Below are 26,194 nucleotides of genomic sequence, written 5' to 3'. Positions count from 1 at the left end.
CCAGGACGGAGAGTTGGAAGGTCAAGTTCAGTATCTTCCGTGGTGAAACGGTCTAACGGTGCCCATAACCCGCCGCTAATAGACTCTCGAACTCAACCAGCAACCTCTCAACGGTCGGGTTCATGGGCGTTGTTAGGTGGCTTAGTTTCTCGGTGAGATAGTACCAATGAGTTATCTGCCGGAGTTCCGCGCTGGCTAAGCGAAAGATTACATGTTAGCTGCGGTATATGGCGCTCTTAGCTATGGGGTTGTTACGATATCCCCAGAGTAATAACGAGAAAAAGTAAAAACCTCAATGCGCTACGCACTTATTGATAATTCCACCCTCACCGCTGTTCAAAGGGTTTTAGGACATATTCCAGTTAAAAATAAGTACCTTATTGATGCTGACATACCAGCTTTAGAAAGCTTAATACAAGCAATATTATTTTATGATCAGATTTTATTTCTAGATGACTACAAGGAAGTACACCGCGAGGAGCGAAAGGACTTCTTCAATAAGCTACTTGGCTATCAATTTCGTGACCAGACTTACAAACTTCTAATCAATAAGGCAAAAGAAATAACAGAAGATATCGTCTTAAATGTTTCCGGCGGCAAGATTGTTGATGGAGACTTTGCTCCTTTTCTTGAGATGCTCAAGATGAATTTGGTATTTACTTGGGATATGACCAGCAGTGTTTTCTATCTGACGGTTAAAGCTTTAGAAGGCGATAGCAGCATAGATAGATCTAAATACGGTCAGTTATCATCAATGATCTACAGTGAACTAATGGAAAAAAAGATTTCCGTGAGTTCTATGGAAGACAAAGAGCCAATACTTTACGATTCTCGTGGTAACAGGATTGGTGGAAATTATAGCGTAAGTAGCAAAGAAGCTGAGATAGCAAGGCAAACATCAGCTTTTCTTGCTGGACTGAATTGGTTAGCTTTTAGAACTACTTTCTATACTCTTGCCGCGCGGCAGTTTGATGTAGATCTTTTTTTACATCCCATTCGGAATGCATTTCAAGTCAACCTTTTTTCAAAGCTTAATGGAAATCATTCTAAATTTAAACCAATTATTAACGCCATGAATAATTCTGCACATGAAACTCTTAATAAAGTCTTTCAAGTTATAATGTACCCCGAAAACTAGACAAAGGAATAAGATAGAGTCGCTGCCCACAGACCTAGTAACAGCAACGCTAAAGGTTTGAAGCCACCGCTGGCATCGCCGTTGCTATCGATGCGGACAACGGTACCCCGATTTGCTTGAACTAGCCGCACATAGGACTCAAATGGATTGGGGCGGCTGTAGTCGGCTCGCTTGAAAATACTGCTCAGATCAATCCGGTCTCTGCCAAGCTGAAAGTCGGTAATTGTGTCGCGCCCGTGGTTGGGGTTGCTATAGATAAATTGATCTCTGCCGGGGCCACCTTGCAGCACATCTGGCCCACCGCCACCAGTTAGAGCATCGCGGTTGCCGCCGCCAGTTAAAGTATCCGCCTGAGCACCGCCAACTAGAGTGTCATTGCCGGGACTGCCCTCGAGCTGATCGGCACCCCCCAACCCCCTGAGGACATCATCGCCGCTGAAGCCGACCAGTTTATCGGGGCCGGCTGTACCGCTGCGAGTAATGTCGTCCGTAATGCCAGAAATAACGCTGTTGCGAAACACATCCGCAAAAAAACTGTGGGCACGGGTGGTGGGATGAAACTGATCCCAAAAGAAAAATTGATTCGGGTCGGCGGCTGGATCTCCAGGTCGCAGGCCATTCAAATAAGGATCAGTGATGTTGGTAAAGCCAAAGGCTGCCGGATTTTGGGCGGCTTGCTCGGATAAGGGAAACAGATTAGACAGGATGATATTGGAACCTGCTAACGAGTTCTCTAAGGCCGTCAGCGATGATTCCAGGGCAGCATTAAACCCGTTGCTCAAGTTTGTTAGATCCTGCAACCGTCCCGATTGGAGGCTGGCAGGAACTCGGCCCAGGTTGGGGGTTTGTACCACCACGATGTTTTTCGCACCCGATTGCACTAGGCTAGTCACAGCAGCTGCAATGTTGCTGACGGCGGTATTGACCGTAGCGACCGGATCGCTCGTCCCAATTTGATTCAAATCATTAGCACCGGCCCAGATGAAATACAGATCTTCTGCTCCCGCTCCTAAACTGCTGGCCTGGCTCTTGAAGCGATCGATCTGATCGAGCAAGCCGTCTAATCTCAAACCGGGAACCAGATTGTTATTGCCGTTTTCGCGTCCGGTGCGGGCACCCCCAACCGCAAAGTTAGTGGCAAGCGATGAGGGCAGACCAAGCTGGGCCGCCAGTGTTTCAACCGCAACTGGCCCGTTTGAAAAACGCCCATCAAAGTAAGGCGGGCTAGGAGGAAGCAAACCCGATGTTGCTTTAGACGCCAATCGCCTCGCCTTGGAGAATTTTTTCGATGTTTTGCGGTGAACGGCCTTCGGTAATCACGGTTCGGACTCCGGCTGTGGTGGCAATGCGGGCAGCTGAAATTTTCGTCACCATACCGCCCGTACCCCAACTGGTACCTCGGTCTCCCACCTCTACATGCAGCGCTTCCAGTTCATCAATTTGATTGACAAGGGCGATTGGGCGGGCGTTGGGATCGTAGCGCGGATCTGCCGAGTAAAGCCGATCGACATCAGTGAGCAGAAACAGCCAATCGGCTCCAATCAGGCTAGCTACCAACGCCGACAGGGTATCGTTATCGCCAAACTTCAATTCCTCAACGGCTAACGTATCATTTTCATTGACGATAGGAATTACGCCAAGTTTGAGGAGTTGGCGAAAGGTGCGATAGGCATTGACATAGCGGCTGCGCTGCGCCAGATCGCTGCGAGTTAAAAGAACTTGAGCAATGGGCTGCTGGAGGGCGGTAAACAAATCATCATAGGTGCGGATCAACCGTCCCTGCCCCACAGCGGCAACGGCTTGCTTCATCGAGATGGTGCGCGGACGTTCCGTCAATCCCAACCGCATACAGCCCACACCCACGGCTCCTGAAGATACCAAAATCACCTGATGGCCCTGCTTGCGTAGGCGGCTGAGGCTGTCCACCACTTGGGCAATAGTCGCTAAAGCCAGATAGCCAGTATCGGGTTGCGTCAGGCTAGAAGTACCGATTTTAACGACGATCGTCTGCGACATAGGTGAAAGAATCGAAGGCAACGTTCCTCATCATAAATCCAAATCATAAAGCGCCCGCCCTCTATACAGTGAGAACCGACGCTTTACGAAGTATCTACGGAGATTTATGCTCAAGGTCTTTATATTGGATGACCTCGTTTTATCTAACTAAAACGTTAGCAGGGCTACATCCCGTATCAGCATTCCTTAACGTTTTCTTCAGAATCATTACCTTTTACTAGAAAATATTAAGATCTGTCAGGATCTGTAATGTTCTGTTGAATTTGCTGCCAGGGGATCAGAGAGACGCCCAGGATTTGAGAGAACCAGACTTCGATATCGCGTAATAGATAGCGGTTTTGAATTTTGGCTGGATTGACCATCGGTTCGACCAGGATGGTAAACATCCCCAAACGGTTGCCGGCCAGCACATCAGTAAATAGGCGATCGCCCACCATTGCCACCTGTTCAAACGGTAGCCCCTACCTGCCTACTGGCAACCTGAAGCCTGGAAGCTGTTTATTCAGACGGAGTCGGTTAATGGAGTATGCTCGGCTCTGGCTCCGGTGCAGGTTCTGCTCAAGTTCAAGTCTCAAGCCAGTGGTGAAAAGGTTGAAGAACGGCAACCTGCCGAACTGGAGTGGCTACCCAAACCGCTTTTCCTGCCGCTACTACCTCCTGAAGATCAGCGAGCGATTGTTGCTAACGCTCATGTCCCTATGCCAATCCAGGGCAACTACCAATTCACCAAGGACACTGATTCTCTCCGCTATCAGCCCCATCCAGCAGAAATACGCTGCATTCGCTTCCGCTGGAATCAGGGGCCAAGTCGGGTTAAGAGTTATCCCTTGGCGCTCACAGCCAGCTACGATTTGCTAGAACTGGATATCGACGCCCACACTACCGCTACGTTTGCCGATCCGGAGCGCTTAGCTGATGTCTTACGCCTGCGGCAAACTTTGCAGATGCTTTCTCCTGCTGATCTGCCGCTCACTCCTGGTGATACCCTCTCCACCAATCAATGGGAAGCCTGGTATCCCAGTCAGGTAGAAAGGCGAGAGCTATACCAGCCAATTCCGGGTGCTCAAATTAAAGAGAGTTCCTGGTATTCCTGGCGCGAGTCGATTCTGGTATGGCCTGAGTGGCCGGGACTAACCAACGGCAATGGCAACCGAGACACGGCTCTGCATCCCTTCCTGGAAGAGCTAATTCAGGTACTGCAAGCGCAAACGGTAGACAACAGCACGACTGCATTGCCCCAATATCGGGTATCTCTACAAACCAGCCCTCCGATTCAGCCCCAGACACTGACTACCTTCTTAAACTCCACCGCTGAGACAGCTGATCCCTATGGTTGGGGGATTTTACAGCGATTCGGCTTGACTACTGCCTTCACATTGCAAGATTCTAGTACTGGTGATTATGTTACGGGAAGTGATCTGCTGAACGCGGTCCAGAACACACTTGCTGATCTCAAGCAGAAATACAATGATATATATCCCCATCTCCATGTAGAGCTACTGTTCCAAGCTGCAAACAGCATCGGTCTAGAACCTGGAACGGTAGCACCTGAAGGAATGCTGGCCCTGATTCAGATCAGCCTGCGACCGACCATTCTCCAGATACAACGACATTATCGGCTGGAAATTCAGGGCGATAGTAACAGCCAGATTACGCTGCGGTTTGAGTTGAATGCTCCACTGGCTCCGTTTGCCACGATTAGTTTAGGAACGGCGCTATTGGTTTTGGCGGGATTCAGCCTCGTTGCTTTGCTGAGTATTCGACCATTGCTGCGGCGGTCGTTTGCCTGATTCTGGCTGGAGGCAACGGGTTGCAGGAATTCGGTTTGCTCAAAGAAAAACCGAACAGGCTGCGTTCAAAAATCGAATTTGTCGTTAAACTTTGAGAGAAATTGGGAGCAATTTCCGCTTGAGTTGCGTCCTAGCTGAACAGCATTGAGTTGTTGAAAATCGCTCTGTGAGGAGTTTCAGGCTAATGAGCAAGAATTTTCTACTTAAACAAGTTTCTCAATTCACAATCGGACTGGCCGCAGTGGGAGCCTGTTTGAGCGCCGGGACTGGCATTGTCTCAGCCCAGGGTGTGGATCCGCTCGATGCCAATCAAGCCCGAGATTCTGACCCCTTCTCGAACCGGGACAATGGCTATTCCCCCTTCTTCAACATGATGCACCGCATCCAGCTTGGCAATGTCCGCAGCATTTCCGAGTTTAGTGAAGACCAGCAGGAAAATCTTGGTACTGAGGCGGATGATTTTCGCACTCGGCAGCGCGAGTTGATGCAGCAGAACCAGCAATCACCGACCACTGTAGAACCCAATACTGTACCCACCGAACCGCCCGTCGTGAACCCCTAGCTAATCTGATTCGGGCTGCTCTATGGACAACAACTTGCAAATTCAAGCAATCTTGAGCTTCTGGTTTGGAAACCCACCTGAAGCCGCTTCCTACGAGCAGCGCCGTAAGGTTTGGTTTGGTAAACAGCCAGAATTTGATGCCGAGATTCGGCAAAAGTTTGTGACCATTTATAAGCAAGCAGCCGCTGGTGAACTGGACGCTTGGCAACAGTCTCCGGCTGGCTGTTTGGCTTTGGTAGTTGTGCTGGATCAGTTCTCCCGCAATATGTTCCGCGACACCCCCCAAGCCTTTGCTACTGATGCCAAGGCGCTGCAAATTGCCCAGCAGGCGGTTGCCCAGGGGTTTGATCAGCAGCTTGCTCCAATTCAGCGAATTTTTCTGTATTTGCCGTTTGAGCACAGCGAAAATTTAGCTGATCAGCATCAGTCGGTTGAGCTGACCCGCCAACTCAGCGCCGAGGCTCCGGAACTGGCCGATGTGTTTGATTACGCCGTGCGGCATCAGGATGTGATTGAACGGTTCGGGCGGTTTCCCCATCGCAATCGGATTCAAATGCCTGAATCCGCTGTCCGGCTCCCGGATTTTCACCGTCAAATCCCAGGATGAAGCCAGACATGATTTGTAGTCCGGCTCGCGTGATTTTGTGACACGATTCCATCAGCGAACTGCGGGTATTCTGCTCTTTGTGGATGCCCTTGAGGCTATCGACATCGGGGGTTTCGATGCCCATAAACACCATCGTGAATCCGGCCTGCACCAGCAAATCGATCATTTCATCGTCTTCGGCCAAGTTCAGCGAAGCTTCGGTCACTAACATAAACGGATAATTGTGCGCCTGCATCCAGGGAATCAGCTCGCGCAGGAACACCTTAGCGTTGCGCTTGTTGCCAATGAAGTTATCGTCTACTACAAATACAATGCGCCGCCAGCCCATGTTGTAGAGCACATCAAACTCCCTCAGCATTTGCTCTGGTGTTTTGGTGCGGGGCTTACGGCCATAGAGAGTGATGATGTCGCAGAACTCACATTGAAACGGACAGCCGCGCGAGAACTGAAGCGTAATCGCTAGATAGGCGTCGAGGTTGAGTAAATCAAAGCGGGGAATCGGGGTTTGGGTGACATCGGGTTTTTCCAATGTCCGGAATACGCCTCGTTCTTCGCCGTTTGCCAATGCTTCGACAAACATGGGAATCGTGATTTCCCCCTCGTCTAGAATCAGGTAGTGCGCTCCGGCTTCTAGCGCCACGTCTGGTACCGAGGTCGGAAACGGGCCGCCTACCGCGACTTTCTTACCCAGCGCTACACCTTTGCGAATCAGGTCTTGAAAATCTTGCTTTTGGATCACCATTGCCGAGATGATCACCAGATCGCACCATTCCCAATCCGCGTCTGTTTCAAGCTGAACGTTGCGATCAATCAGGCGAAACTCCCAGTCTTGGGGCAGTAGGGCCGCAACCGTGAGCAATCCCAGCGGTGGATTGGTAGCCCGCAGCCCAGCCAAGTCGAGCGTGGCTTGATAGGACCAGAAGGAATTCGGCAGAATAGGCCAGATTAGTAGCGTTCTCATAGGCACTCCAGGGGGCAGAAGAATGCATGAATTCTTCAAATTTACTGCTAAGTTTTAACCAGACCGGAAAAACCTCCAATTATCTTCAAGTTTTGTGATTTTTCGTTGTTTATCGTAATCTCCTCTTGCAAAGAATGAATAATCTCATTGAGCTGGATCTGGTGAGTATGGGGTTTGCCTTGGGGCTAATGGTCCTGGCAATGCAAAGCAGGAAGAGAGCAGGAATTTCCGTGATTATTCTGAAGAGGTAAGGGATGTAGGTGTTACACTGATCTTGTCCATCACTTCCATTAAGGTTTTACGGCGTTGAAACACTTTTCATTGACTGGACACCCCTGGCTTTCCATGTGGTATCTGGAGATGAAACTACAGCGTAGGCGCTTCGCCGATCCTGCGCTCTCCTGGGCAGATCGTTGTGAAGGACCCAGTATGCGCTGATCGATCTGTAACTGTAGGTTTGCAGGTGGTTTAAGTTTTCTGAGCAACCGGCCTCTCTAAGCAGGCAACCTCGCAAACTCGGTCGATCAGGTGCTCTGTGTACCAGAGTTTTTTCCAACTGAATTGGGATGGGGATAGGTTGCCTGCAGGCAATTGGCCCCAAACTTTGCTGGCTGTACGAGCAGAAAGTGATTGATTTCAGCCTTGATTCAGTGCTGTGGTTGCTTGAAACCCTACAGCTTGAAATCGTGCGGTTTGAGATCGTGCAGCTTTGGGCTGGCATCAGGATGGCCGTTCTCATGCCCATTCATCATCACTCATGGCTTACTGGTTCGTTCCGTATGTTTTTCAACCATTTAGGAGAGCAATCATGTCTTTACTTAGTCGCCAAATTTCACCCTCCCCCATGCCGGCCAACATCAGCGTGGTGGATTTGATTGATGGGTATTTCACTGCCTACAATTCGGCCCGGTTGCGGGAAATTTGCCATTTGCTGACTCGCGAAGTTATGCAGCCCGGAGTTACGGTTGGCCTCAGCCTATCGGGTGCCTTGACTCCAGCTGGTTTTGGTGTCTCAGCCCTGTCACCTCTAATCCGCCACGGTTTCATCGACTGGATTATCAGCACCGGGGCTAACTTGTACCATGACATGCACTATGGCCTGGGTCTGGAGCTATACGCCAGTAATCCCTTTGTTGACGATACAAAACTGCGCCAAGAAGGGCGGATTCGCATCTACGACATTGTGTTTGGCTACGATGTGCTGCTGGAAACCGATGCTTTTATTCGAGAGCTACTCAAGGCGGAACCGTTTCAGAAGCGCATGGGTACAGCAGAGTTTCATCATCTGCTGGGCAAGTATGTGCATGAGGTCGAAAAACAGCTCGGCGTCAAAAATCCCTGTCTCCTTTCGACGGCCTATGAATGTGGCGTTCCGATCTACACCTCATCTCCAGGAGACAGCTCGATTGGCATGAACGTGGCAGGGTCGCAGTCCACTTGAGTTCGCCGGTTTTGCGACTGCTTCCTTCGAACTCATACTCATCTTCCGAGGTTGCCTTCCAGGTCGTACCCAGGTCAAGCAGGTTGACGAAGAAGTCATTGGTCAAGGTTTCGGGCCGATGAGTGAAGACGCCATGCTTAGATCCGCCATAGTTGGCACCTAGAACGCGCAAGCCGCCTAGCAGAACCGTCATCTGAGGGGCTGATAGGGACAGCAATTGCGCCCGATCGACCAGCAGTTCCTCAAGCGATTCGCTGTGTCTGCCGCTGGTGTAGTTACGGAACCCGTCTGCGGTTGGCTCCAACACGGCAAAGGACTCGACATCCGTTTTCTCCTGCAACGCATCGGTGCGTCCCGGCTTGAAGGGAACTGTCACCTCGTGACCGGCCTTCCTGGCCGCCTCTTCAATGCCTGCGCATCCACCCAGAACGATCAGGTCAGCGATCGAAACCCGCTTGCCGCCAGACTGCGAGCTGTTGAACTCCTGTTGGATTCTCTCCAGGGCTTGCAGCACGGTGGCCAACTGCTGCGGCTGGTTGACTTCCCAATCCTTCTGCGGTGCCAGCCGAATCCGCGCTCCGTTGGCTCCACCGCGCATATCAGAGCAGCGGAACGTGGACGCCGACGCCCAAGCGGTCGAAACCAGTTGGGAGACAGACAATCCCGAAGCCAGAATCTTGGCTTTGAGCGCGGCAATGTCCTGCTCATCAATCAGTTCATGATCGACAGCGGGAATAGGATCTTGCCACAGGAATTCTTCCTCAGGAACCTCCGGGCCAAGATAGCGCGATCGCGGTCCCATGTCGCGGTGGGTTAGCTTGAACCACGCCTTAGCAAACGCTTCGGCAAATTCATCTGGGTGCTCAAGATAATGCCGTGCAATCTGGTTGTAGATGGGATCCATCTTCATCGCCATATCCGCTGTGGTCATCATCGGGGCATGCCGTTTCGACGGATCGTGGGCATCGGGTACTGTACCTGCGCCAGCGCCGTCCTTGGGCCTCCACTGCCATGCGCCAGCCGGACTCTTGGTTAGCTCCCAGTCATATTTGAACAGGGTTTCGAGATAGCTGTTGTCCCACTGGGTTGGCGTGGGAGTCCATGCGCCTTCGATGCCGCTGGTGATCGCATCAGCGCCAACTCCCGTGTTGTAGGTGTTCTTCCAGCCAAGACCCTGATCGACAATGGTGGCACCTCCAGGCTCAGATCTGGCATTGGATACTCAGGATACTGAGTCGTTTTTTTAGAAGAAATAATATGGACAGTCTCATAAACGCCGTGAAGCCAATTGCCGCCAATTTGTTCATCGGCTTCAAACCCATCAAATAGAATGCCGTGCCGTTGAAAGGCTGCCATGACTGCAAGCCCCGAAAAACCCGCTCCGACTACAGCAATCTTTTCTTTGTACATTTGCAGCTTGGTTAATCTTAATTTGGTTAATCTTAATTAATTCAGAGTGAGTACTACAGCCATCCTTTCTTGAGTTTGAACGGGGTGCAGGGGTGGAACCCCTGCGTGGGGGCTTTGCCCCCACACCCCCTTGTCCACAACCTATTTATGAACGCTGTATTTCAACTCCAAAACTTCCATAGCTCTTGGAGATAGCAGTAGCTTTCAGATTTCTATCCAGTTCCATCAAACTAGATTGCAAATAGAGTAAGGGTATCTAGATTGACCCATCTGCAACTACTTGATGCTAATGGAGTGTCTCATCCTGCTTCTAGCCCGTCAAGTTGAACACGCGCAAATTCACAGCTTCTTGAAATTGATGAAACCTCGCTAGGAAATTCCTAAGAAACCTTGTAGCGATAGAGCCAATTGACTGGGCTTTCGTCGATAATTTATCGCTAAGTAATATTGATTTGACCTCGCATTTTTATTCGGCTAAAGTAAAAATTATCTTAATATAATGCAAAGTTAGCTTATTTAAGAGCCATTTAAGGCTGTCTCCTGCCCGAGTGAATCGTTAAGTGTATCGGATACTAATCGTCAGTGTGAGGAGTTTGCCAACGATGACAGGTTATTTCTGCGCGGCTGGAGATCCCAAACCATCTCTGGCGGTCCAGCTTCAGCAGGTAATTCAGCTTGTCCTGCGCTACGGTAAAAAGTCCTGGTGGATGACGCTGCTGTTTTGGTTGGTTGCAATCGCGCCAGCGCGGGCCGAACTAGAGTTGCGAGTGGCGATTGAGCAGGATGTGGGGCAGGTGAAGGTAGGGGGGTCAACCGAGGCAGTCCTCCGGGATGGGGCCGGTCAGGTGTTAGCCCAAATTCCGGCTATGAATGCGGTGGTGGCCCAATCTCAAGATGGTAAAGTCACGGTCAATCAACTTCAGACCAGTCAGCTTTGGATTGAGCCGGCGAGTGAAGATGGCTATGTCTTCATTGGTGAGCGCTGGTACCGCGGGCGAACGTTGGTTGTTCCAACCAGTTTGGATTTGCTGTTGGGACTGAGCCACCACATCCTTCACGGCTGCTTCTAACGAAGCACGGGTCGAGAGGGCACTAACCCACCGCATGGATTGCAACATCGGTTCTGCCATTTGTTCTCCCTCCGTAGATTTTTAGGCAAGGGCTAGGTTCTACCGGATCCCTACGCCGATCATCGCATCAATTACTCGAGGTCTAAATACTCGAGGTCCAAAAATCCGAGTGTAAAAATCAAAACTAATGCGGCTTAACAGCAACAATAGCTACTTTAAAATTTATTATGAATCCTTACATTCACTTTGTTGCCGTAGATCACTAATTATCCCTAAAGGAATAGGCTAGGACTACCCGCTCTAGCCTTGGGTGTTCGCTATAGTTCGACTGGCTAGATCTATGCGCTTCAGGCAATCCATTTAGACAAAGCTGCTCTACTATGGGCGTTTCCAGGTTTCAGTATCCTAGCTCACAAGTCTTCGCCAAATTAAAGGCTAGGATTAGTTTAAAGAGTGGTGTAAACTGCGATTTTCCGGTAGGATGAGCCAATTCTTAAGAAAGCCACTTTATTTTGGCTGATTGAACCTAACCTTAGGCATTACTAAAGTATGGGTGATGTCTAGGAAGACACCCATAAGGGTGATTTGGTTTGAAAGCAGTTTAAGCTACCTTAGAAGCAGACCACCCGGTAAACTTTAAGAATCATTAACAATTGCTAACTCATGAGCAACAATATCCAAGAGCAAATTGAAAAAGAACGGCAAGAGGCCCGTGAAGCCTGCGAAGTCAACGGTACTAACTCTCCTGAGTGTGCTGCTGCCTGGGATGCCGTAGAAGAGCTTCAGGCTGAAGCATCTCATCAGCGGGAAAAAGAACCCCCAAAAAATGCTTTTCAACAGTACTGTGATGCTAATCCAGAAGCTGACGAGTGCCGCGTTTACGATAACTAGACGTTTCACTTGAAGGCTTGAAGTTAGTATTCGTTTGACTGGCTACGGGCTTTTTACAATGAAATTACCGATTGGGGCACCTCCGCAGGTGCCTCTTTAGTTTTGTGGTGTCTGGCCGAAAGCGTTTTTCGCTGCTTCAGCGAGGGAAGTGTGATTTGCGAGTTATCCTAACAACCATCAAACTAAGTAGGTGAGCATAATTAAACATAAAACCCAAAACCCTGCGCCGCCCTCTGCGCGGGCGGCGCAGGGTTTTGAATCTGGTTTTTAATTATGCCGATGGACCATTGATTTACGGTGCGCTGTCCAAGCTTTGGGCGAAATCACGGGCGAAGAAATCACCGAGTCGGTCCTAGACCAAATCTTCAGCCGTTTTTGCATCGGTAAATAATAGGCATGTGTAGAGGCAGAACCGTGTCTGTGCGGTAGAGAGAGCATGGTAGGGTGAGGAGTGAAAAACCGAGCACCAAACTGACAAAATTCTAAAATCAGGTCAATTTTACGAATTGCAGGTTGCTCTTGCCATCAAGGTCACTCTATCTATGTCCTATAAAAAACTGTTTAACCAAGTTTCGCAGATGCTATCGCGTCGCTTTTGGGCTGTTGTAGCATTGGGGTTGGTGCTGGGGTTGGGACTGTCGGTGGCGGCAGTGTCAGCTCCGGTTAAGGGCGTTCAAGTTGTAGCTGCTCAGCTCGTTGCTGCTCAACCCGTTGCCCAATCTATTGCTCCTATTGCTCAAGGTGTACCTATGGCTACCTCACCCCTCTCAACCGATGCGCTCAATGCCGCCCTCAGCGAACTTCCTGGCTGGAGTCTCGAGGCAGGCAAACTGCATTGCCAATTCCGTTTCAATTCGTTTGTGGAAGCCTTTGGGTTTATGTCGAGTGTGGCACTCGTGGCCGAATCGATGGGACACCATCCTGAATGGTTCAATGTGTATAACCGCGTCACGGTTGATCTGACCACCCACGATGCCGGCGGCATTACCGACAAGGATGTGGCTCTAGCCAAAAAAATGAACGAATTAGCGCAGTAGTAGTTCTGGTTCTGTATCCTGCTTAAATGCAGCTTTACCTCTAAACTCGCTAAACTGCGATAGCGGTTTTGAGTCAATCGATTGTCGTGAAGAAAATTTTGGTGATTACGCATCAAGCCAGCTCCGAAACCGGCTTAGTCGGGCAAATTCTGCAGGCCGAAGGATGCTGGCTAGATATTCGCTGTCCGGCCACAGGAGTATCCCTGCCAGACCACCTTGATGCCCATGATGGCGTGGTGATTTTTGGTGGTCCTATGAGTGCCAATGACGATACAACGCTACCCTTCATTCGGGATGAGCTAAACTGGATTCCACTGGTTTTGGAAGCCCAAAAACCCTTTCTGGGAATTTGTCTGGGAGCACAAATGCTGGCACGAGTGTTAGGCGCAAAGGTGGCTCCCCATCCAGATGACTGGCGGGAAATCGGGTACGCTACAATCCAACCCACGCCGCATCAAGCGAATCCGAATCAGGTCAACATCTAGCTTGAGCCGCGCTGCGATTTGCTCCACGCTCAGCCCCAACTCCAGTAATAACGGCACCGTTTCCAGTAGGGCTTCTTGGCGTCCTTCTGCTCGTCCTTCTGCTTTGACTTCTCGGAACAGAGGAATTTCTTCCAAGCTAACTCCAATCATGGCTTGAATCTCCTCCCGGCTGAGGTTGGCAAACTTATAGGCTGCTATGGTGACTACTATATCAATTATCTCGCTGGCGGATAGGGTAGCACTATCCCCGGTCTGTGCTCGTTCAACTAGGCGTCTGGCTTGCTCTGCCACTTGCGCTTCGGGAGCAATCGTTAACTGCATCAGACTCAAACCAATAGATGACTCGTCAGTAATAGTGAGTTCATCCAGGTAAAGGTGTTGCACCTGGCTACTATTGAGCAGCGAGCGGTAAAAGGCTGTTTTGTCTGGTTCTAAACCTCGACTAGGGAAAATCAGCACTCCTTGCCAATCGTCAAACTGTTCAGGATTGCGCCGCAGGTAAAGAAATAGCTCGGAAAAGAAACGGTGGTAAAGAGACTGATCTTTCTGAAACTGGACTTCCGCAAAGAAGACGACTTTATCAGGTGCATCGGGAGGAGGCAGGAAAACTCCATCAATGCGAAAGCTAGGTTCCTTCACTTCAACCGACTCGAAGCGATAGCCTCGTGCTTGTTCTGGAGGAATGGCGATCAACTCAAAAAATAATGTAGGAAAACGTTTGAACAGTTGGTAGAAGATAGCATCCTGACGCATCAGGTCATAGTCATAGAGAAATTAAACTTGATTATAAATCGAGAAGTTTTGATTAGAGTAAATTCCACAGAAGCAGCAGACAGATGCTCTCACACTACTCTTTAGGTTTACAAACCACGGTTACAAACCACTAACCTCAAGTCGTCTTGGGTCTAGCCATTACTTTAAGGAATACCAGCACTGCCAAGGCAAAGGATAGGGCAATGGCTGTAATCACAATGAACGGTATCGTGGTCTGCCGGACTGCAATTGCCACCAATGCCCAAATGATTACTAGCGGAAAAGCAATTTCTCGATGCCGTCTCGTTAAACTAGTCGCGACTAGAGTTGCCACCGCCATCATCAGTACTGTCCAAACTGTGGGCGAAATACCCGAACCGTTCCAGCCCTGACTGTAGAGCGCAATCGCGACATTCACAATCGTCGCCACACTGATCCAACCCAAGTAGATGCCTCCTCCGGGGTGGGCTCGCGGCCCATCTCCTGGAGCATCTGCCGGCTGATCCGGTTCAGCTTGTTGATGGTCTCGATCATGTGCACCGGGATGCGGATGGTGCGCGCCTGGTCGGCGATCGAGCGGGTGATCGCCTGGCGGATCCACCACGTGGCGTAGGTCGAGAACTTGTAGCCGCGGCGGTACTCGAACTTGTCGACCGCCTTCATCAGGCCGATGTTGCCTTCCTGAATGAGATCAAGGAATTGCAGCCCGCGGTTGGTGTATTTCTTGGCGATCGAGATAACCAGCCGCAGGTTCGCCTCGACCATTTCCTTCTTGGCGATGCGCGCCTCGCGCTCGCCCTTCTGGACCATGTTCACGATCCGGCGGAACTCTTCCAGGCTCATGCCCGTCTGGCTGGCGATGTCGGCGATTTCCGCGCGGATACGCTCGATCGCGTCGGCTTCGCGTTCGGCGAAGGCGGCCCATTTCTTGTCCTTGCCCGCCCAGGCGCCGAGCCAGCCCTCGTCAAGCTCGTTGCCGACATAGGCCGACAGGAATTCAGACCGCTTGATCTTGTGCCGTTCGGCCAGGCGCAGCATCTGTCCGCCCAGCGCGGTCAGGCGGCGGTTGAAGGCGTAGAGGTTGTCGACCAGGTATTCGATCTTGGTCGCGTGGAACTGCACGCTCTCGACCTCGGCGGTCAGGTCCTCGCGCAGCTTTTCGTACCTGGTTTCCTTGGCCTTGGGGAAGTCGTTGCCCCCGGCCAGGATCTCGACCCGTTCGGCCTGCAATTTCTCGAAGTTCTTGAACAGCGTGGCGATGCGCTGGAACCGCTCGAGCGCTTCGGGCTTGAGCGCGGCCTCCATCTGCGCGAGCGACATGGTGTTGTCTTCTTCGTCGTCTTCCTCGCGGCGGCGCTGGCTGCCTTCCTCGCCGTCCTCGTCGTCGTCGTCGGACTGTTCCTCTTCCTCCTCGACCTCGTCGTCGTCGCGGATGGTCGGCCCGGCGGTGGCTTCGGAGATTTCGCCGTCGTCGTCATCGTCCTCGGCGCCTTCCTCCATCTTGTCGACGGGCGGCTCCTTCGACAGCATGGCGTCGAGATCGAGGATCTCGCGCAGCTGCATTTCCTCGTTATTGAGGGCTTCGGACCACTTGATGATCTCGTGGAAGGTGATCGGGCTTTCGCACAGGCCCATGATCATCATGTCGCGCCCGGCCTCGATCCGCTTGGCGATGGCGCAGCTACTTTTCGCTTCGAAACAAAAGCCACACCAGGCGGCTTAAGATTGATCAAATCTCCGCCACGGCTCGTTCGATCAGGCGGCGGGCCAGAGTTTGGATGCCGGTATGGCGGTAGTACTTCACAGTGACATCCAGAAACGCCCCCAGGTAATCCAGCTTATCGCTGGAGATCTCGACAAACTTAGAAAGATTATTCACCAAATCACCCTGAGTCAGATTGCGGGCAGAGACAAAGTCGTCCATCCAGCCTTTGGTGGACTCAAAGCTTTGGGTAATAAAGGAGAGCTTGCTCGCGTTGTCATTACCCGGAATTAGCTCATCGACGCCTTTGAAGGTTTGGTTGTGGCTCAGCTCAGAGGGACTGGTGCCCTTAAGAACAGAAAGCGCCTTTTCGGTAAAGCCCGCTCCTAGCGGAATCAAGCCATCGAAGGAAACTAGAGCCGCCATCCGCATCAGCGACTCGCCGCTGTAATCCTTCAAGGCAGCCAGGAAATCCCCAATACTGTCACCCGGAATGCCGTTGATCTGACAGAAGGCTACTAGTTCGGTCACCAGCTTGATGCAGAGGTCAATACTTTGGGCGCGTTCAGGCTTGGGCGTCAGGTGCTTCAGAAATCCCAAGAACGTATCTTGCCCAATCCGGTTGGCAATCGCGGCGGCTCCCAGCAATCCCGCTGCTGAATCGACCGATTCATAGAGCCAGAGTGCTCGCTGATAGCCTTGAGATTTATCGTTGTAGAGCGTAACGGCGCGTTCACCAATTTGCTGAATCAGAGCTTCGTCGGTTTCGCCGGTGACGGTTCGAATTGTATTGTCGAATCCAACCAGATTGTTCCACTGGCCTGGAATCACAAAATCCAGAGATCTTAATGCGGTTACGGTGAGGCCACCTTTAGGCAACTCATCCACCAACTGATATATGGGTTTACTCACAATCGACTCCTTAAGCGTAAAAGTGCGAAAGCGGCTTAAACATGCTGAACTTAAATGCGCTGAACGAGCAATTCAGTTAATGTTCAGCTTGGTTATTCAGCTTAATTAGGATGCAGGTTGCGGGGCCAACAGGGGCTTCAGCATCGGTGGATACTCATCTCCGGGTTGGGCTTTTTTGGCTTGGGCTGAATCAGCAGCGGCTTTTTCCATAGCAGCGGCAGCTTTGGCCCTAACTTCGTCGGCCTTGGCCTTGATGGCAGCGGCACGGGATTTAGCATCGGTCAGGACCCCCGCCTCGATGACCGCTTCGCGGATCTCTCGCTTCGATGTGAACGTCCGATCCTTGAAGACACCTTCGAGATAGGTCGAGATGACCACGCCGTCGTCGTCCACGACGCCGAACAGGACGAGGAACCCAACCCACACCGCCACCGAAAGGTTCACGCCCCACAAGGCGAGCATGATGAACCCGCCCGACGCCGAGACCAGCACGCCGAAGAAGATGAGCGGGGCGATCCACCAGCGCGAGAAGCCGAGGTAGAGCATCACGAACATGATGCCCAACGTGATGGGAACGAGGATCTGCATCCGCTTGGTGGCGCGGACCTGGTTCTCGAACTGGCCGGACCACTCCCAGTAGTAGCCGGGGGGGAGCGTCAGCCGTCCGTCCTTGAGGGCCTGCTGGAGCACGCGCTCCGCGTCCTGCACGACCGAGACCTCGTCGCGGTCGCGCGTGTTCATCGTCACGTAGCCGACGAGCAGGCCCCGCTCGCCCTTGATCTCCTGAGCCCCCAGGACCGTGGAGATCGAGGCCAGTTGCGCCAGGGGCACCTGCGCGCCAGTCGAAGAGGGGACGTTGATCCGCTGGATCGCCTCCAGGTCTTCGCGGAAATCACGGGCCAGCCGGATGCGGATCGGATAGCGCTCGCGGCCCTCGACCGACTCCATGAGGTTCATCCCGCCCAGCGCTATCTCGATGACATCCTGCACATCACGGACGTTGACGCCATAACGGGCGATCCGCTCCCGGTCGATCTCGATCTGGATGTAGGGCTTGCCGACGATGCGGTCGGCGACTATGTCGGTGGCGCCGGGCACTTCCCGCAGGAGCTGCTCGATCTGCAGGCCAACCTTCTCGATCTCGCGGAGGTCGCTGCCGTAGATCTTGACACCCATCATGGCCCGGAAGCCGGTCTGCAGCATGACCAGTCGCGTCTGGATCGGCTGAAGCCAGGTGGGTAGCACGCCCGGGATCGCGGTCTTCTCCTGCAACTCGGCGAGGATCTCCTGCTTGGTAATCCGACGCTCCTCCGGCCAGACCCACGAGAGGGGCGTGCGGAACACTGCGGGCCAGTCGGAGAAGACGCGTTCCACAGGGCGCGTCCGCCACTGGCTCTCAGGCTTGAAGATCACGATCGATTCCATCATCCCGATGGGCGCGGGGTCGAGCGCGGACTCGGCCCGCCCGATCTTGCCGACCACACTCTCGACCTCCGGCACGCTGGCGATGGCGAGCCGGCACCAGTTCGGTGTAGGGGCGGGATTCAAACAGCCGGCGCAGATAGCCCATTTGGGTCGCACCCGGATGGTTCAGTGCCTCTTGCCAGGGAGTTCTCGCCGCCGAGATGGGTCCGCGTCCTGGTTGCCACATTTGCCAGATATTGTGATTGCCGTAGGTATGTCCACAGGCTCCCGCTAGCATCGACCAATAGGCTGCTCGCCGCACATCAAATTGATCAAACCAGCCATTGTCAGGATTCCAACCAATCGGATGATCTTCGTAGCAAGGCTCGCCGTCCAGGGTCGGTTTGACTGGCTGCAACCCATAGTTGGCTTCGGTCATCTCATAGTTGGGGGTGTCGGCTTCGCTATGGCCCGACTGAACCATGTTAAAAGCGAGCCAATCGTCTTGGTGGAACCAGAAAGCAGAATTACTGCCGCCAACCGGATGGTAAGTGATCAGATGACGACCCTGATCGCCTCGCTGCAACCCTTTAGCCATGGCGCGAATGATCGCGAAGTGCAGCTCGGTTTCTGGATTGCGGTCGCCGCCTAAAATCCAAATAATCGGCTTGTCGCGATACCGCTTGCCTAGATACGCTCCGAAGATTTCAGCATTATCCGGGGTGAAAACCTCCGGACCGTTGCCCCACTTTTGGTTCCACTTATCGCCCCAGGTGGGCAGCATGCCAATATACAGCCCCAGAGCTTCCGCCTGATCGACAATGTAATCCACATGCCGAAAGTAGGCTTCGTTGGGTTGGGCCGGATCGTTATTGTACAGGGGCTGGTGTCCTTCCGGGTTAGGTTGCCGTAACCCATCCAGTTCGGCTAATACCACAGCCTGGATCACTGTAAAACCCTTGCTGGCCCGATCCTGGAGATACAGAGTTGCCTCGTCCCGATTCAGGCGGTGAAACAACTCCCAGGCCGTATCGCCCAAGTAGAAAAAGGGTTGCCCGTCGGCAGTCATCAAAAAGCGCTGGTTGGAATGAACTCGCAAGCTGGGGGTTGAATTAGAGGCGGCTGGAGTGCAGGCTTTGGCAAAAGAAGCCAGAAACGCCGTAGCTGAAAGGCCAAGAAATTTCCGTCTGGACCAATGAAGGCTGGGTCTATTCATCTTGAATTCTGAAAAGTGGTGGTCAAAATTCTGATGCAGCCCTGTCTAAGCCCCTGTTTGAGCCAAGCAACTTAGGCCAGTGTAGCCTGCTTGCCTGAGCCGCCGCCACCTATCCGCCGCCCTGACAGTCTTCCCATCAAACCCCCAAAATCAGCGGGTAGTCAAATGAATCCTCGATATTGGAGAGCCTGACTGTGCTCTGACGTTCGATTTGAGCTTCAATCAGCTTTCTTGCGACATCACGAGCAATTTCAATCGTTTCAGCAACAGTACGCCCCTGGGCAACTAAGCCCGGAATATCGTCAAGAGGCAAAAAATCAATCTGTGTATACGCAATCGTGACGCAGAATGGTACAGATAGGTTATGACTCTGCCTCGACTTGACGAACGACTGTGAGAGCCGAATAGCTAACACCAGCCGTTCCTTCTCCTGGATGGGTCGAATCGCCTACGAGCCACAGGTGGTTAATCGGGGTGCGATTGGCAAACCCAAACGGACCGAAGGTGGAAATGCGCTGACCGATACCGCCAACAATGCCCTGATCGCGTCCGGTATAGTGGGCAAATGTGCGCGGAGTCGCCGCTTCTACATGCACAATTGTGTCAGGGGTGAGGTGGAAAAATTGGCCTAGACGCTGAATCGCTGTGTCGGTGTAGTGCTGCTTTAGCGATTGGTAGGAGTCCGATTCTGCTTCACCGTTCCACCAAATGGTTGGATTGGTAAACGAAGAGGCAATCACCGTGGCATATCCCTCTGGTGCCCGTCCATCGCCGGGATGACTGACCGAAACAAATAGGGAATTATTTTCGCCAATCGGGCCATCATAGTCGTAGAGGAACTGCAAATGCGGCGGACAGTTGGCTGGAATTGCCTCCTGCTTGACACCAAGGTAGATCACAAACGCGCCGGAAGCTGTAGGCAGCTTGTCTACCCGCCGCCGATATCCTGACGGTGCAGCGTCACCCAGCAACTGCACCAGGTTTTGCACCGTAACGTTCGCGATGATGTAATCTGCTGGTTCGACCCAAACTTCACCTGTTTTTTGATTGCGAATTTCGATAGCTTTGGCTTGGTTATTCTCAGTCAGAATTCGCTGCACCGTATGCCGCATTAATAGCTTGCCGCCATCGCGTTCTAGTGCTTGCACCAAACAATCACTCAACGCCTGCATACTGCCCTGCAAATGATACAGTCCCTGTGGCTCCTGGGAAACGCCTAGTGCCGTTGCAGCATAGAGCAGCGCGGTTTCATCGGCATCGACTTGAGAATAAAGCTTGAGCTGGAGGTCCAAAAAGGTCTTGAGGCGGCGGTCAGTGAGTCCATAGGCTCGCAGCATTTGCCCCACGAACCATATAGCCTTCAAAATTCCTGAATCGGAGCTTAAACAGTATGCGGCTCGGATTCAATTCTTGGGAATTAAACCAGAATGGGGACGCAGCCGGATACCCGGTGAAGGGCAGTCACTCTACTTCTACGACGATGATAATCACCTGTTTGAGCTGCATACTGGTACATTAGAGCAACGCTTAGCCAGCTACCAAACCTCATCTATTTCATAATTATCCCCCACGTAAGATTTGAGCGCATTAGATATACATACCGAAAAACACAGAAATATCAGGCGTTGGTGCATCAGCATCAATAGAGGTTGGTTGCACCGGTTTACCACAGCGTTCATTAGCGGGCACTGCTATCTTCATCTTTTTCGGCAGCGGTAAGTTCAAACTACCCATGAGTTGAATAAACTGAGAGCGGTTACGTCCAGCAAAGCGAGGATTCCAGCGTTTTTCTTCGCCAATCGTCGAACAGGTTCTGCCCTGATAATCATGGCCTGGATAAACCAGCGTCGAATCTGGCAACGTAAACAATTTTTGAGTGACGGCATCAAACAGCGAGCCAGCATCACCACCTTGAAAATCGGTACGGCCACAGCCGCGAATAAACAGGGCATCACCCGTCAACAAATGCGTTCCGTTGATTAAATAAGCCATGTGGCTATTGGTATGCCCTGGGGTAGCAATTGCCAGAATTCTAATCGCTCCCAATTGCAGAATTTCGCCATCTTGAATCAACCGATCTGCTCCGTTCACGGTGGCATCATTGGGCACAATCACCTGACATCCGGTTAATGACCGCAATTGGTGTGCGCCAGTAATATGATCAGCATGAATATGGGTTTCCAAGCAGGCATATAGGGACAGTCCTAATTCCCGCAGTACTTGCAGGTCGCGTTCCGTCTGTTCCAGCACTGGATCAATCACGATGGCGCTGTGGGAGTCAGCAATCAGGTAGGTGTAGGTGCAGGATTCTCGGTCAAAAAGCTGCCGGAATGTCCACTCAGCAAGCTGAGGAGGCTGAAGCGACTGGTTGAATTGAGAAGCTACAGCATCAGGCGATGTAACGGGTTGAGCGAGCGATTGCAGGATCTGCTTTGCCAAATTCTGAGCCTGTAGCCGCAGTTCGGGTACGGCAGTTGTTTCCCACAGGCTAGCCTTACGGGCAGTTCCAATTGTGTACAGATAGTTAGAAGCATCACCATCAGCATCGATAACAGCTCCGACCCTATCAGTGTCCCCGTTCAAACTCAAGAAAGGATGGCTGTAGAATCAGTCGATCGAAGATGAATTCGTTTTGAGGCTAGTCTTAGGTTCGTTCGCGCAGTGTGTGCATCGCACAATCCCCCCAAACCGCTACGGGGATGCGCCTTCGTGAGAATGATTGAAGAGATAGGAGGAGATGGGAGATAGCAGCCTGCCGTAAACAAACTACTACCGAACTCCTCTCCTCCTCACTGCTTGCCCAACCTAGCGCATGGCTAACGGCGCACTTAGAGTCAGGTTCAAGTCGGTATTGGGATTGATCGAAATCAGCGTCACTGAATCGCGGCCCAGGAAGTAACCGGCTAGGGCACCCGCGGCACCTCCGCCCAATACGGTGATAAGTTCGACTTCCCGATCGCCTGTCAGGCCCGTAATGGCAGCAGCGGCTCCAGCACCCAAGGCAGCTCCTCCGATAATTTCGAGGGCATTGGCTCCTCGTGACCCCCGTTGCGTTTTGGTGACAACCGCTGAGGTGGCGCTCAACGGCAGGCGAGAGCCATTGACCAACAGTTCATTGGCATAGAATCGTGCCCCTTCTCCCTCCAGGCGAATCTCACCGACCACCTGGCTATTGGCTGGAATCAGCACTTTCCCATCCATCATCACGTCGCGGTTCAGCGTCAACGTCAGGGGTACGGGTTTGGGTTCCTCAAGCGAAACCAAAATTTTCTCAGCTTGGTGGCCGACTGTTAGCGTGGTGCCCGCTGGCAATTGGGAAACCACCGGGCTAGTGGCTTGACCGACAATATAGGGAGACGAGATAGCAGCAGTTTGTCCCATGCTCACCATCGCCTGATAGATAAAGGCAGCTACTTCTGCTCGCGTTGCAGCCCGATTCGGGTTGAGGGTTTGCACGTTCGGGTAGTTAACCACTATTTTCTTTTCGGTCGCGGCAGCAATGCTGTTCGTCGCCCAGTTTGGTATGGCACTAGCGTCGTTATAAATCTGCAGCACGTTACCTGCTGAATTGCTAGCCGTGTATCCCAATCCATTCGCCAAAGATACCAGAACCTGAGCACGAGGAATATTTTCTTCAGGGCGGAATACATTGCCGGGATAGCCACTTAAAAACCCAGTTTTATAGGCATCTTGGATAGCCGCCGCCCCCCAGTAGTTGTTCGGCACATCCACAAAGCGAGCTTCTTGACGCATGGGCGCACGGGAAAACGCCTGACGTACCATGGCGGCAAACTGCGCCCACAAAGGAAAAAGCTTGGCCTGCCTCAAAATCAGCAATCTGTCTAGCAATGTATCGCTTTGCCTCACCAACAGGATAGGGATGAGGAATCGAGATCATGGCGTCCGCAACTGCCCGAATGCTCGCAGCGGCTTGAATGGATGCTGCGTCAGCAAAAGAGACCGGACGCAGAATCAACCGGTTTGTCTCTAGACAGAATTGTTGTTGAACTACTGAATGTTGCTGCATGATTTCTTTCCGATAGTCGAGCAACTGGGTGACAGAATTCGACGTTTCTTGAGTCAATCATTTTCTCAATGACTGGCTATTACCCCTTCATCTCTATCGTAGAAATGCTACGGTCAAGATTCATCAGCAAAACGTCTCTACTTGATCTCGACGAATAGATTAGTCATCTCATACTTTCGTTGATGCATCAGTTGCACAATCTGTGCGTTGCCCTACCTGTCACCAGACCTTCACCGAAACCGTTGATACGCTCTATTGTCGCCGTCAACTTACGCCTGAGGAAATTTACCCTATCCTGCAATCTCACAGTCAGGGCAGGAGTCTCAGAGGCATTACTTACATCGCTCGACGATCATTCAATCCGTCTCCACGCTGGTGCAAAAGCTGCACTCAAAAGATGAAACGATCAAGCTGTAGAATAGAAAAATAGGAACATGTTTAGGGACATTGAAAATCAATCGTCCCTACGAAGGTATGAACATCGCCGAAATAACAGGATTAACTGAGGCACAAAAAACAATATTGTCGGCATTAGGAGCGATCGAAACCGATCTTTAAGAAGATTGGCATACCGCCTGCTAGCTCATTCAGTCATTCCGATTCTCCTGCTTGTTTGGTTGACCGTTGGACGGAAACTGGTTAGAGAGGCGAATTAGCGCTGATTCGAGTTGGGGCGAGAGACCGAAGCTGCCAGAGCGCAAATGCAAATCGTGCTGTGGAAAGGGAATTTCGATTTGTGCCTGTTTCAGTGCAGCATAGATGCGGTAGTTCAGTTCGCTTCTAAGGATGTACTGGCGACTCGGATCCCGTGTCCAGACCAAGAGTTCAAATTGGAGTGCGCTGTCTCCGAAGCCGGTAAACCAGACCTGCGGTAAGGGCATGGACAGCACATCGGGATGATTTTGAGCCACCTCCGTCAGGGTCGTTTGTACCGCTTGTGGATCTGTACTGTAGGCAACGCTAACCGGAATATGCAGCCGTGATAGGGGATTGCTGTGGTAACACCAATGTCCTAATTGTTCACAAGATGCCTACATCCGGAAGATTATCGATTCAACCGCTGTTCACGAGCTTCTCGAAACCGTTCGTTCAGGATCCTAACCATCTCATCGTGCATTCGATCCATGCGCTCGTTAATTTCCGCCATCATTGCTTGGCGCTCTTGTTCGAACATCTGAGTGAGTTCATTGAGTAGTTGCTGATAGCCCTGCTCATCGGTTGGGTCAACCTGTTTGTTGATTATGGCTTGGGCTTTTTGCTCCAGAGATTGTGCCAAGGGTTGCTCAATCGCGGCAGATGGTAGGGCAAAGGCCGAAGATAGAGCGAGAACCGATAAGCCAGCAAGCATAGCCTGTTTCACTGTACGTTTCACGATTGTGACTCCTTATTGAGGCAAATTGAGATGAACTGAGAGCATGAGTGATTGTCTTCACTTGAACTCTTCACTTGGACTAATGTTCATCATCTGCTTCAATACTGAGTTGCCGCTAATTGCTATATAAAAATTCTCTGGAGATTTAATGAGAGGACGATTAATCTATTCGAGTGAATCAGGTTAGATCAGCTCATTTTGAGCAGGGTTTTGAGAGTAGACAGCAAATCTTGCTCTAAGTAAGGTTTGGTGAAGTAGGCCGTAGCACCCAGCTGCATGGCTAGCCAGCGGTGCTTCTCGTTGCTGCGGGACGTCAGGATTACAGTGGGGATATCTGTTAAATCAGGGGATTGACGGCGATGGTTGAGGAATTCAAAGCCGTTCATATTTGGCATTTCAATATCACAGAGAATTAACTGTACAGATGGGTTTTGCTGCAGCTGACTCAGGGCTTCTTGTCCATCTTGGGCCTGCACCACTCGGAATCCTTCTCGTTCTAGGAATAGGGCTAGCGTTCGTCGCAGGGTCACCGCATCATCGACTACCAGAATCGTAGGTGCTTGTATGGTTGGCAGCAGGCTAGGAGGTTGATCATACGAGGCTTGACGAACTTCCAGTAAGGCATGCGTCGCGGAGGTGGGCAGGGAATCTGACGTTTGGAACGTGACTAGAGTTGCTACATCGATTACAGGAATGGGGCTACCGTCACCCAGGATTGTGCAGCCATAGACATAATTGGGAGGCGCGATCGCAGAACCAAACGGTTTGATGATTAGCTCCTGTTCGGTGAGAATCCGGTCAACGGCTAGGGCAACGACCTGCGGTCCTTGGCGGAGAACAATGATAGGTGAAGTCAAAGAAACGGTCGGAGTTTGTTGATCCAGAAAATAATTGATCACCTTTTTTATGGATCACCCCAACCCAATCCTCACTCCGACTAAGCAACCACAAATTCGTGTGATTACGCTGGGTTTAATCAAAACCTCCACCCATCTACTGGTCTCCAGCGGTTACGATTCGGTGAAACAGCAAGCCTTTTACCGCGCCCTCGGCGGTGGCGTGGAGTTCGGTGAAGCAGGCCGCGATGCCTTGCGGCGAGAATTCCAGGAAGAAATTCAGGCGGAGCTAACCAATATTCAGTACCTCGGCTGCATCGAAAATCGCTTTGTCTATGAAGACAAATCAGGACATGAGCTAGTCTTGCTCTATCAGTGCGATTTGGCTGACCCCCAGTTCTACCAGCAAGAAGTCATCTCTGGTTATGAGGGCGATCAAATGTTGACAGCTCACTGGGTCGAGATCGAGCGGTTCAAGTCCGGTGAGCTGCTGCTGGTGCCAGAGGAATGCCTGCAATATCTCTGAGTTAGGAATGAGCGAGCTGAAAGTCAGTGCTTCGAGTT

At 51.7% G+C, this 26,194-nt stretch carries 28 protein-coding genes and 4 pseudogenes; 11 read left to right on the top strand and 21 right to left on the bottom strand.

The genetic code is table 11. The annotated features are described in order from the left end of the window. Window positions 1–295: 295 nt before the first annotated feature. The gene (locus JVX88_RS33910) at window positions 296–1,138 is read left to right on the top strand and encodes a hypothetical protein (protein WP_211623103.1); all 843 of its coding nucleotides are present in this window, start codon (window positions 296–298) and stop codon (window positions 1,136–1,138) included. On the opposite strand, the gene JVX88_RS33905 is transcribed toward JVX88_RS33910, so the two are convergent. The 3 genes and pseudogenes from JVX88_RS33905 to JVX88_RS33895 form a co-directional block, all read right to left on the bottom strand. Beyond that, the gene (locus tag JVX88_RS33905; RefSeq protein ID WP_211623101.1) at window positions 1,135–2,400 is read right to left on the bottom strand and encodes an SGNH/GDSL hydrolase family protein; all 1,266 of its coding nucleotides are present in this window, start codon (window positions 2,398–2,400) and stop codon (window positions 1,135–1,137) included. The genes JVX88_RS33910 and JVX88_RS33905 overlap by 4 nt on opposite strands. Next, window positions 2,390–3,154 carry a glutamate 5-kinase gene (proB, locus tag JVX88_RS33900; RefSeq protein WP_211623099.1) on the bottom strand — a complete coding sequence of 255 codons (765 nt, stop codon included), beginning with the start codon at window positions 3,152–3,154 and terminating at the stop codon, window positions 2,390–2,392. The genes JVX88_RS33905 and proB overlap by 11 nt, the downstream gene beginning before the upstream one ends. Before the next feature lie 227 nt (window positions 3,155–3,381). Then, window positions 3,382–3,603, bottom strand: a pseudogene (locus JVX88_RS33895) (HAD hydrolase-like protein); the annotation flags it as partial. 96 nt (window positions 3,604–3,699) lie between these two features. On the opposite strand from JVX88_RS33895, the gene JVX88_RS33890 reads away from it, so the two are divergent. The 3 genes from JVX88_RS33890 to JVX88_RS39920 all read left to right on the top strand — a co-directional run bounded on the left by JVX88_RS33890 (window position 3,700) and on the right by JVX88_RS39920 (window position 6,113). Then, complete coding sequence (locus JVX88_RS33890; RefSeq protein ID WP_211623095.1) at window positions 3,700–4,944, top strand: hypothetical protein; 1,245 nt, start codon at window positions 3,700–3,702, stop codon at window positions 4,942–4,944. Between the two features lie 184 nt (window positions 4,945–5,128). Then, complete coding sequence (locus JVX88_RS33885; RefSeq protein ID WP_211623092.1) at window positions 5,129–5,506, top strand: hypothetical protein; 378 nt, start codon at window positions 5,129–5,131, stop codon at window positions 5,504–5,506. Window positions 5,507–5,528: 22 nt separating this feature from the next. Further along, window positions 5,529–6,113, top strand: coding sequence for a DUF924 family protein (locus tag JVX88_RS39920; protein ID WP_225931275.1), 585 nt, complete (start codon window positions 5,529–5,531; stop codon window positions 6,111–6,113). Between the two features lie 31 nt (window positions 6,114–6,144). Here the strand turns inward: JVX88_RS39920 and JVX88_RS33880 are convergent. Then, window positions 6,145–7,074, bottom strand: a pseudogene (locus JVX88_RS33880) (B12-binding domain-containing radical SAM protein); the annotation flags it as partial. 808 nt (window positions 7,075–7,882) lie between these two features. On the opposite strand from JVX88_RS33880, the gene JVX88_RS33875 reads away from it, so the two are divergent. Next, on the top strand, window positions 7,883–8,515 hold the full coding sequence (locus JVX88_RS33875) for a deoxyhypusine synthase family protein (protein WP_263975379.1): 633 nt from the start codon (window positions 7,883–7,885) through the stop codon (window positions 8,513–8,515). Here JVX88_RS33875 and JVX88_RS33870 read toward each other — a convergent pair. Together JVX88_RS33870 and JVX88_RS43570 are read right to left on the bottom strand one after the other, a co-directional pair. Beyond that, window positions 8,403–9,449, bottom strand: coding sequence for a peroxidase family protein (locus JVX88_RS33870; RefSeq protein WP_263975378.1), 1,047 nt, complete (start codon window positions 9,447–9,449; stop codon window positions 8,403–8,405). The two genes, JVX88_RS33875 and JVX88_RS33870, sit on opposite strands and share 113 nt — an antisense overlap. A gap of 98 nt (window positions 9,450–9,547) precedes the next feature. Next, window positions 9,548–9,925 (bottom strand): NAD(P)-binding protein, encoded by a 378-nt coding sequence (locus tag JVX88_RS43570; RefSeq protein ID WP_263975377.1) that lies wholly within the window; start codon window positions 9,923–9,925, stop codon window positions 9,548–9,550. 602 nt (window positions 9,926–10,527) lie between these two features. Between JVX88_RS43570 and JVX88_RS33865 the strand changes: the two genes are divergently transcribed. The 5 genes from JVX88_RS33865 (at window position 10,528) to JVX88_RS33845 (ending at window position 13,408) form a co-directional block, all read left to right on the top strand. After that, a complete protein-coding gene (locus tag JVX88_RS33865) occupies window positions 10,528–10,995 on the top strand; it encodes a hypothetical protein (protein WP_211623088.1) in 468 nt (155 codons plus the stop codon). Between the two features lie 663 nt (window positions 10,996–11,658). Next, window positions 11,659–11,886 (top strand): Calvin cycle protein CP12, encoded by a 228-nt coding sequence (locus JVX88_RS33860; protein ID WP_036000717.1) that lies wholly within the window; start codon window positions 11,659–11,661, stop codon window positions 11,884–11,886. 286 nt (window positions 11,887–12,172) lie between these two features. After that, on the top strand, window positions 12,173–12,277 hold the full coding sequence (locus JVX88_RS44710; RefSeq protein WP_263975671.1) for a hypothetical protein: 105 nt from the start codon (window positions 12,173–12,175) through the stop codon (window positions 12,275–12,277). A gap of 151 nt (window positions 12,278–12,428) precedes the next feature. After that, on the top strand, window positions 12,429–12,923 hold the full coding sequence (locus tag JVX88_RS39910; protein ID WP_225931274.1) for a 4a-hydroxytetrahydrobiopterin dehydratase: 495 nt from the start codon (window positions 12,429–12,431) through the stop codon (window positions 12,921–12,923). A gap of 68 nt (window positions 12,924–12,991) precedes the next feature. Beyond that, complete coding sequence (locus tag JVX88_RS33845; RefSeq protein ID WP_263975376.1) at window positions 12,992–13,408, top strand: glutamine amidotransferase-related protein; 417 nt, start codon at window positions 12,992–12,994, stop codon at window positions 13,406–13,408. Here the strand turns inward: JVX88_RS33845 and JVX88_RS33840 are convergent. The 15 genes and pseudogenes from JVX88_RS33840 to JVX88_RS33775 form a co-directional block, all read right to left on the bottom strand. Beyond that, window positions 13,304–14,161, bottom strand: coding sequence for an Rpn family recombination-promoting nuclease/putative transposase (locus JVX88_RS33840; protein ID WP_211623086.1), 858 nt, complete (start codon window positions 14,159–14,161; stop codon window positions 13,304–13,306). The genes JVX88_RS33845 and JVX88_RS33840 overlap by 105 nt on opposite strands. Window positions 14,162–14,297: 136 nt before the next feature. Beyond that, window positions 14,298–14,606, bottom strand: a complete 309-nt coding sequence (locus tag JVX88_RS33835; protein ID WP_211623084.1) for a hypothetical protein — start codon at window positions 14,604–14,606, stop codon at window positions 14,298–14,300. 8 nt (window positions 14,607–14,614) lie between these two features. Continuing rightward, window positions 14,615–14,941: pseudogene (locus JVX88_RS43565) on the bottom strand (sigma-70 family RNA polymerase sigma factor); the annotation flags it as partial. Window positions 14,942–15,031: 90 nt separating this feature from the next. Further along, window positions 15,032–15,796 (bottom strand): annotated as a pseudogene (locus JVX88_RS43560) (hypothetical protein); the annotation flags it as partial. Between the two features lie 94 nt (window positions 15,797–15,890). Then, entirely contained in the window at window positions 15,891–16,775 is an 885-nt protein-coding gene (locus tag JVX88_RS33825; protein WP_211623080.1) for a hypothetical protein, read from the bottom strand. A 105-nt stretch (window positions 16,776–16,880) separates the two neighbouring features. After that, window positions 16,881–18,257: an efflux RND transporter permease subunit gene (locus JVX88_RS33820; RefSeq protein ID WP_211623078.1), complete on the bottom strand. Its 1,377-nt coding sequence runs from the start codon at window positions 18,255–18,257 to the stop codon at window positions 16,881–16,883. Next, window positions 18,172–19,395, bottom strand: coding sequence for a DUF4038 domain-containing protein (locus JVX88_RS33815; RefSeq protein ID WP_211623076.1), 1,224 nt, complete (start codon window positions 19,393–19,395; stop codon window positions 18,172–18,174). Before JVX88_RS33815 ends, JVX88_RS33820 begins: the two co-directional genes overlap by 86 nt. A 136-nt stretch (window positions 19,396–19,531) precedes the next feature. After that, window positions 19,532–19,708, bottom strand: a complete 177-nt coding sequence (locus tag JVX88_RS33810; protein WP_263975375.1) for a type II toxin-antitoxin system HicB family antitoxin — start codon at window positions 19,706–19,708, stop codon at window positions 19,532–19,534. Between the two features lie 49 nt (window positions 19,709–19,757). Beyond that, window positions 19,758–20,759: a hypothetical protein gene (locus tag JVX88_RS33805; RefSeq protein WP_317134543.1), complete on the bottom strand. Its 1,002-nt coding sequence runs from the start codon at window positions 20,757–20,759 to the stop codon at window positions 19,758–19,760. Window positions 20,760–20,982: 223 nt separating this feature from the next. Continuing rightward, entirely contained in the window at window positions 20,983–21,978 is a 996-nt protein-coding gene (locus JVX88_RS33800; protein WP_225931272.1) for an MBL fold metallo-hydrolase, read from the bottom strand. Window positions 21,979–22,200: 222 nt separating this feature from the next. Then, window positions 22,201–23,148: an S-layer homology domain-containing protein gene (locus tag JVX88_RS33795; RefSeq protein ID WP_211623074.1), complete on the bottom strand. Its 948-nt coding sequence runs from the start codon at window positions 23,146–23,148 to the stop codon at window positions 22,201–22,203. Further along, window positions 23,075–23,479 (bottom strand): hypothetical protein, encoded by a 405-nt coding sequence (locus JVX88_RS33790; RefSeq protein WP_211623072.1) that lies wholly within the window; start codon window positions 23,477–23,479, stop codon window positions 23,075–23,077. The genes JVX88_RS33795 and JVX88_RS33790 overlap by 74 nt, the downstream gene beginning before the upstream one ends. A gap of 530 nt (window positions 23,480–24,009) precedes the next feature. Continuing rightward, the gene (locus JVX88_RS33785) at window positions 24,010–24,393 is read right to left on the bottom strand and encodes a mechanosensitive ion channel family protein (protein WP_410503816.1); all 384 of its coding nucleotides are present in this window, start codon (window positions 24,391–24,393) and stop codon (window positions 24,010–24,012) included. Window positions 24,394–24,467: 74 nt separating this feature from the next. Further along, on the bottom strand, window positions 24,468–24,794 hold the full coding sequence (locus JVX88_RS33780) for a hypothetical protein (protein WP_211623070.1): 327 nt from the start codon (window positions 24,792–24,794) through the stop codon (window positions 24,468–24,470). Window positions 24,795–24,982: 188 nt separating this feature from the next. Continuing rightward, window positions 24,983–25,693, bottom strand: coding sequence for a PleD family two-component system response regulator (locus JVX88_RS33775; RefSeq protein ID WP_263975374.1), 711 nt, complete (start codon window positions 25,691–25,693; stop codon window positions 24,983–24,985). Between JVX88_RS33775 and JVX88_RS33770 the strand changes: the two genes are divergently transcribed. Further along, a complete protein-coding gene (locus JVX88_RS33770; protein WP_263975373.1) occupies window positions 25,686–26,156 on the top strand; it encodes an NUDIX hydrolase in 471 nt (156 codons plus the stop codon). The two genes, JVX88_RS33775 and JVX88_RS33770, sit on opposite strands and share 8 nt — an antisense overlap. The last annotated feature ends 38 nt before the right edge of the window (window positions 26,157–26,194 follow it).

The sequence above is a fragment of the Leptolyngbya sp. 7M genome (assembly GCF_018128485.1).
This window is presented reverse-complemented; position numbering and strand designations above follow the sequence as displayed.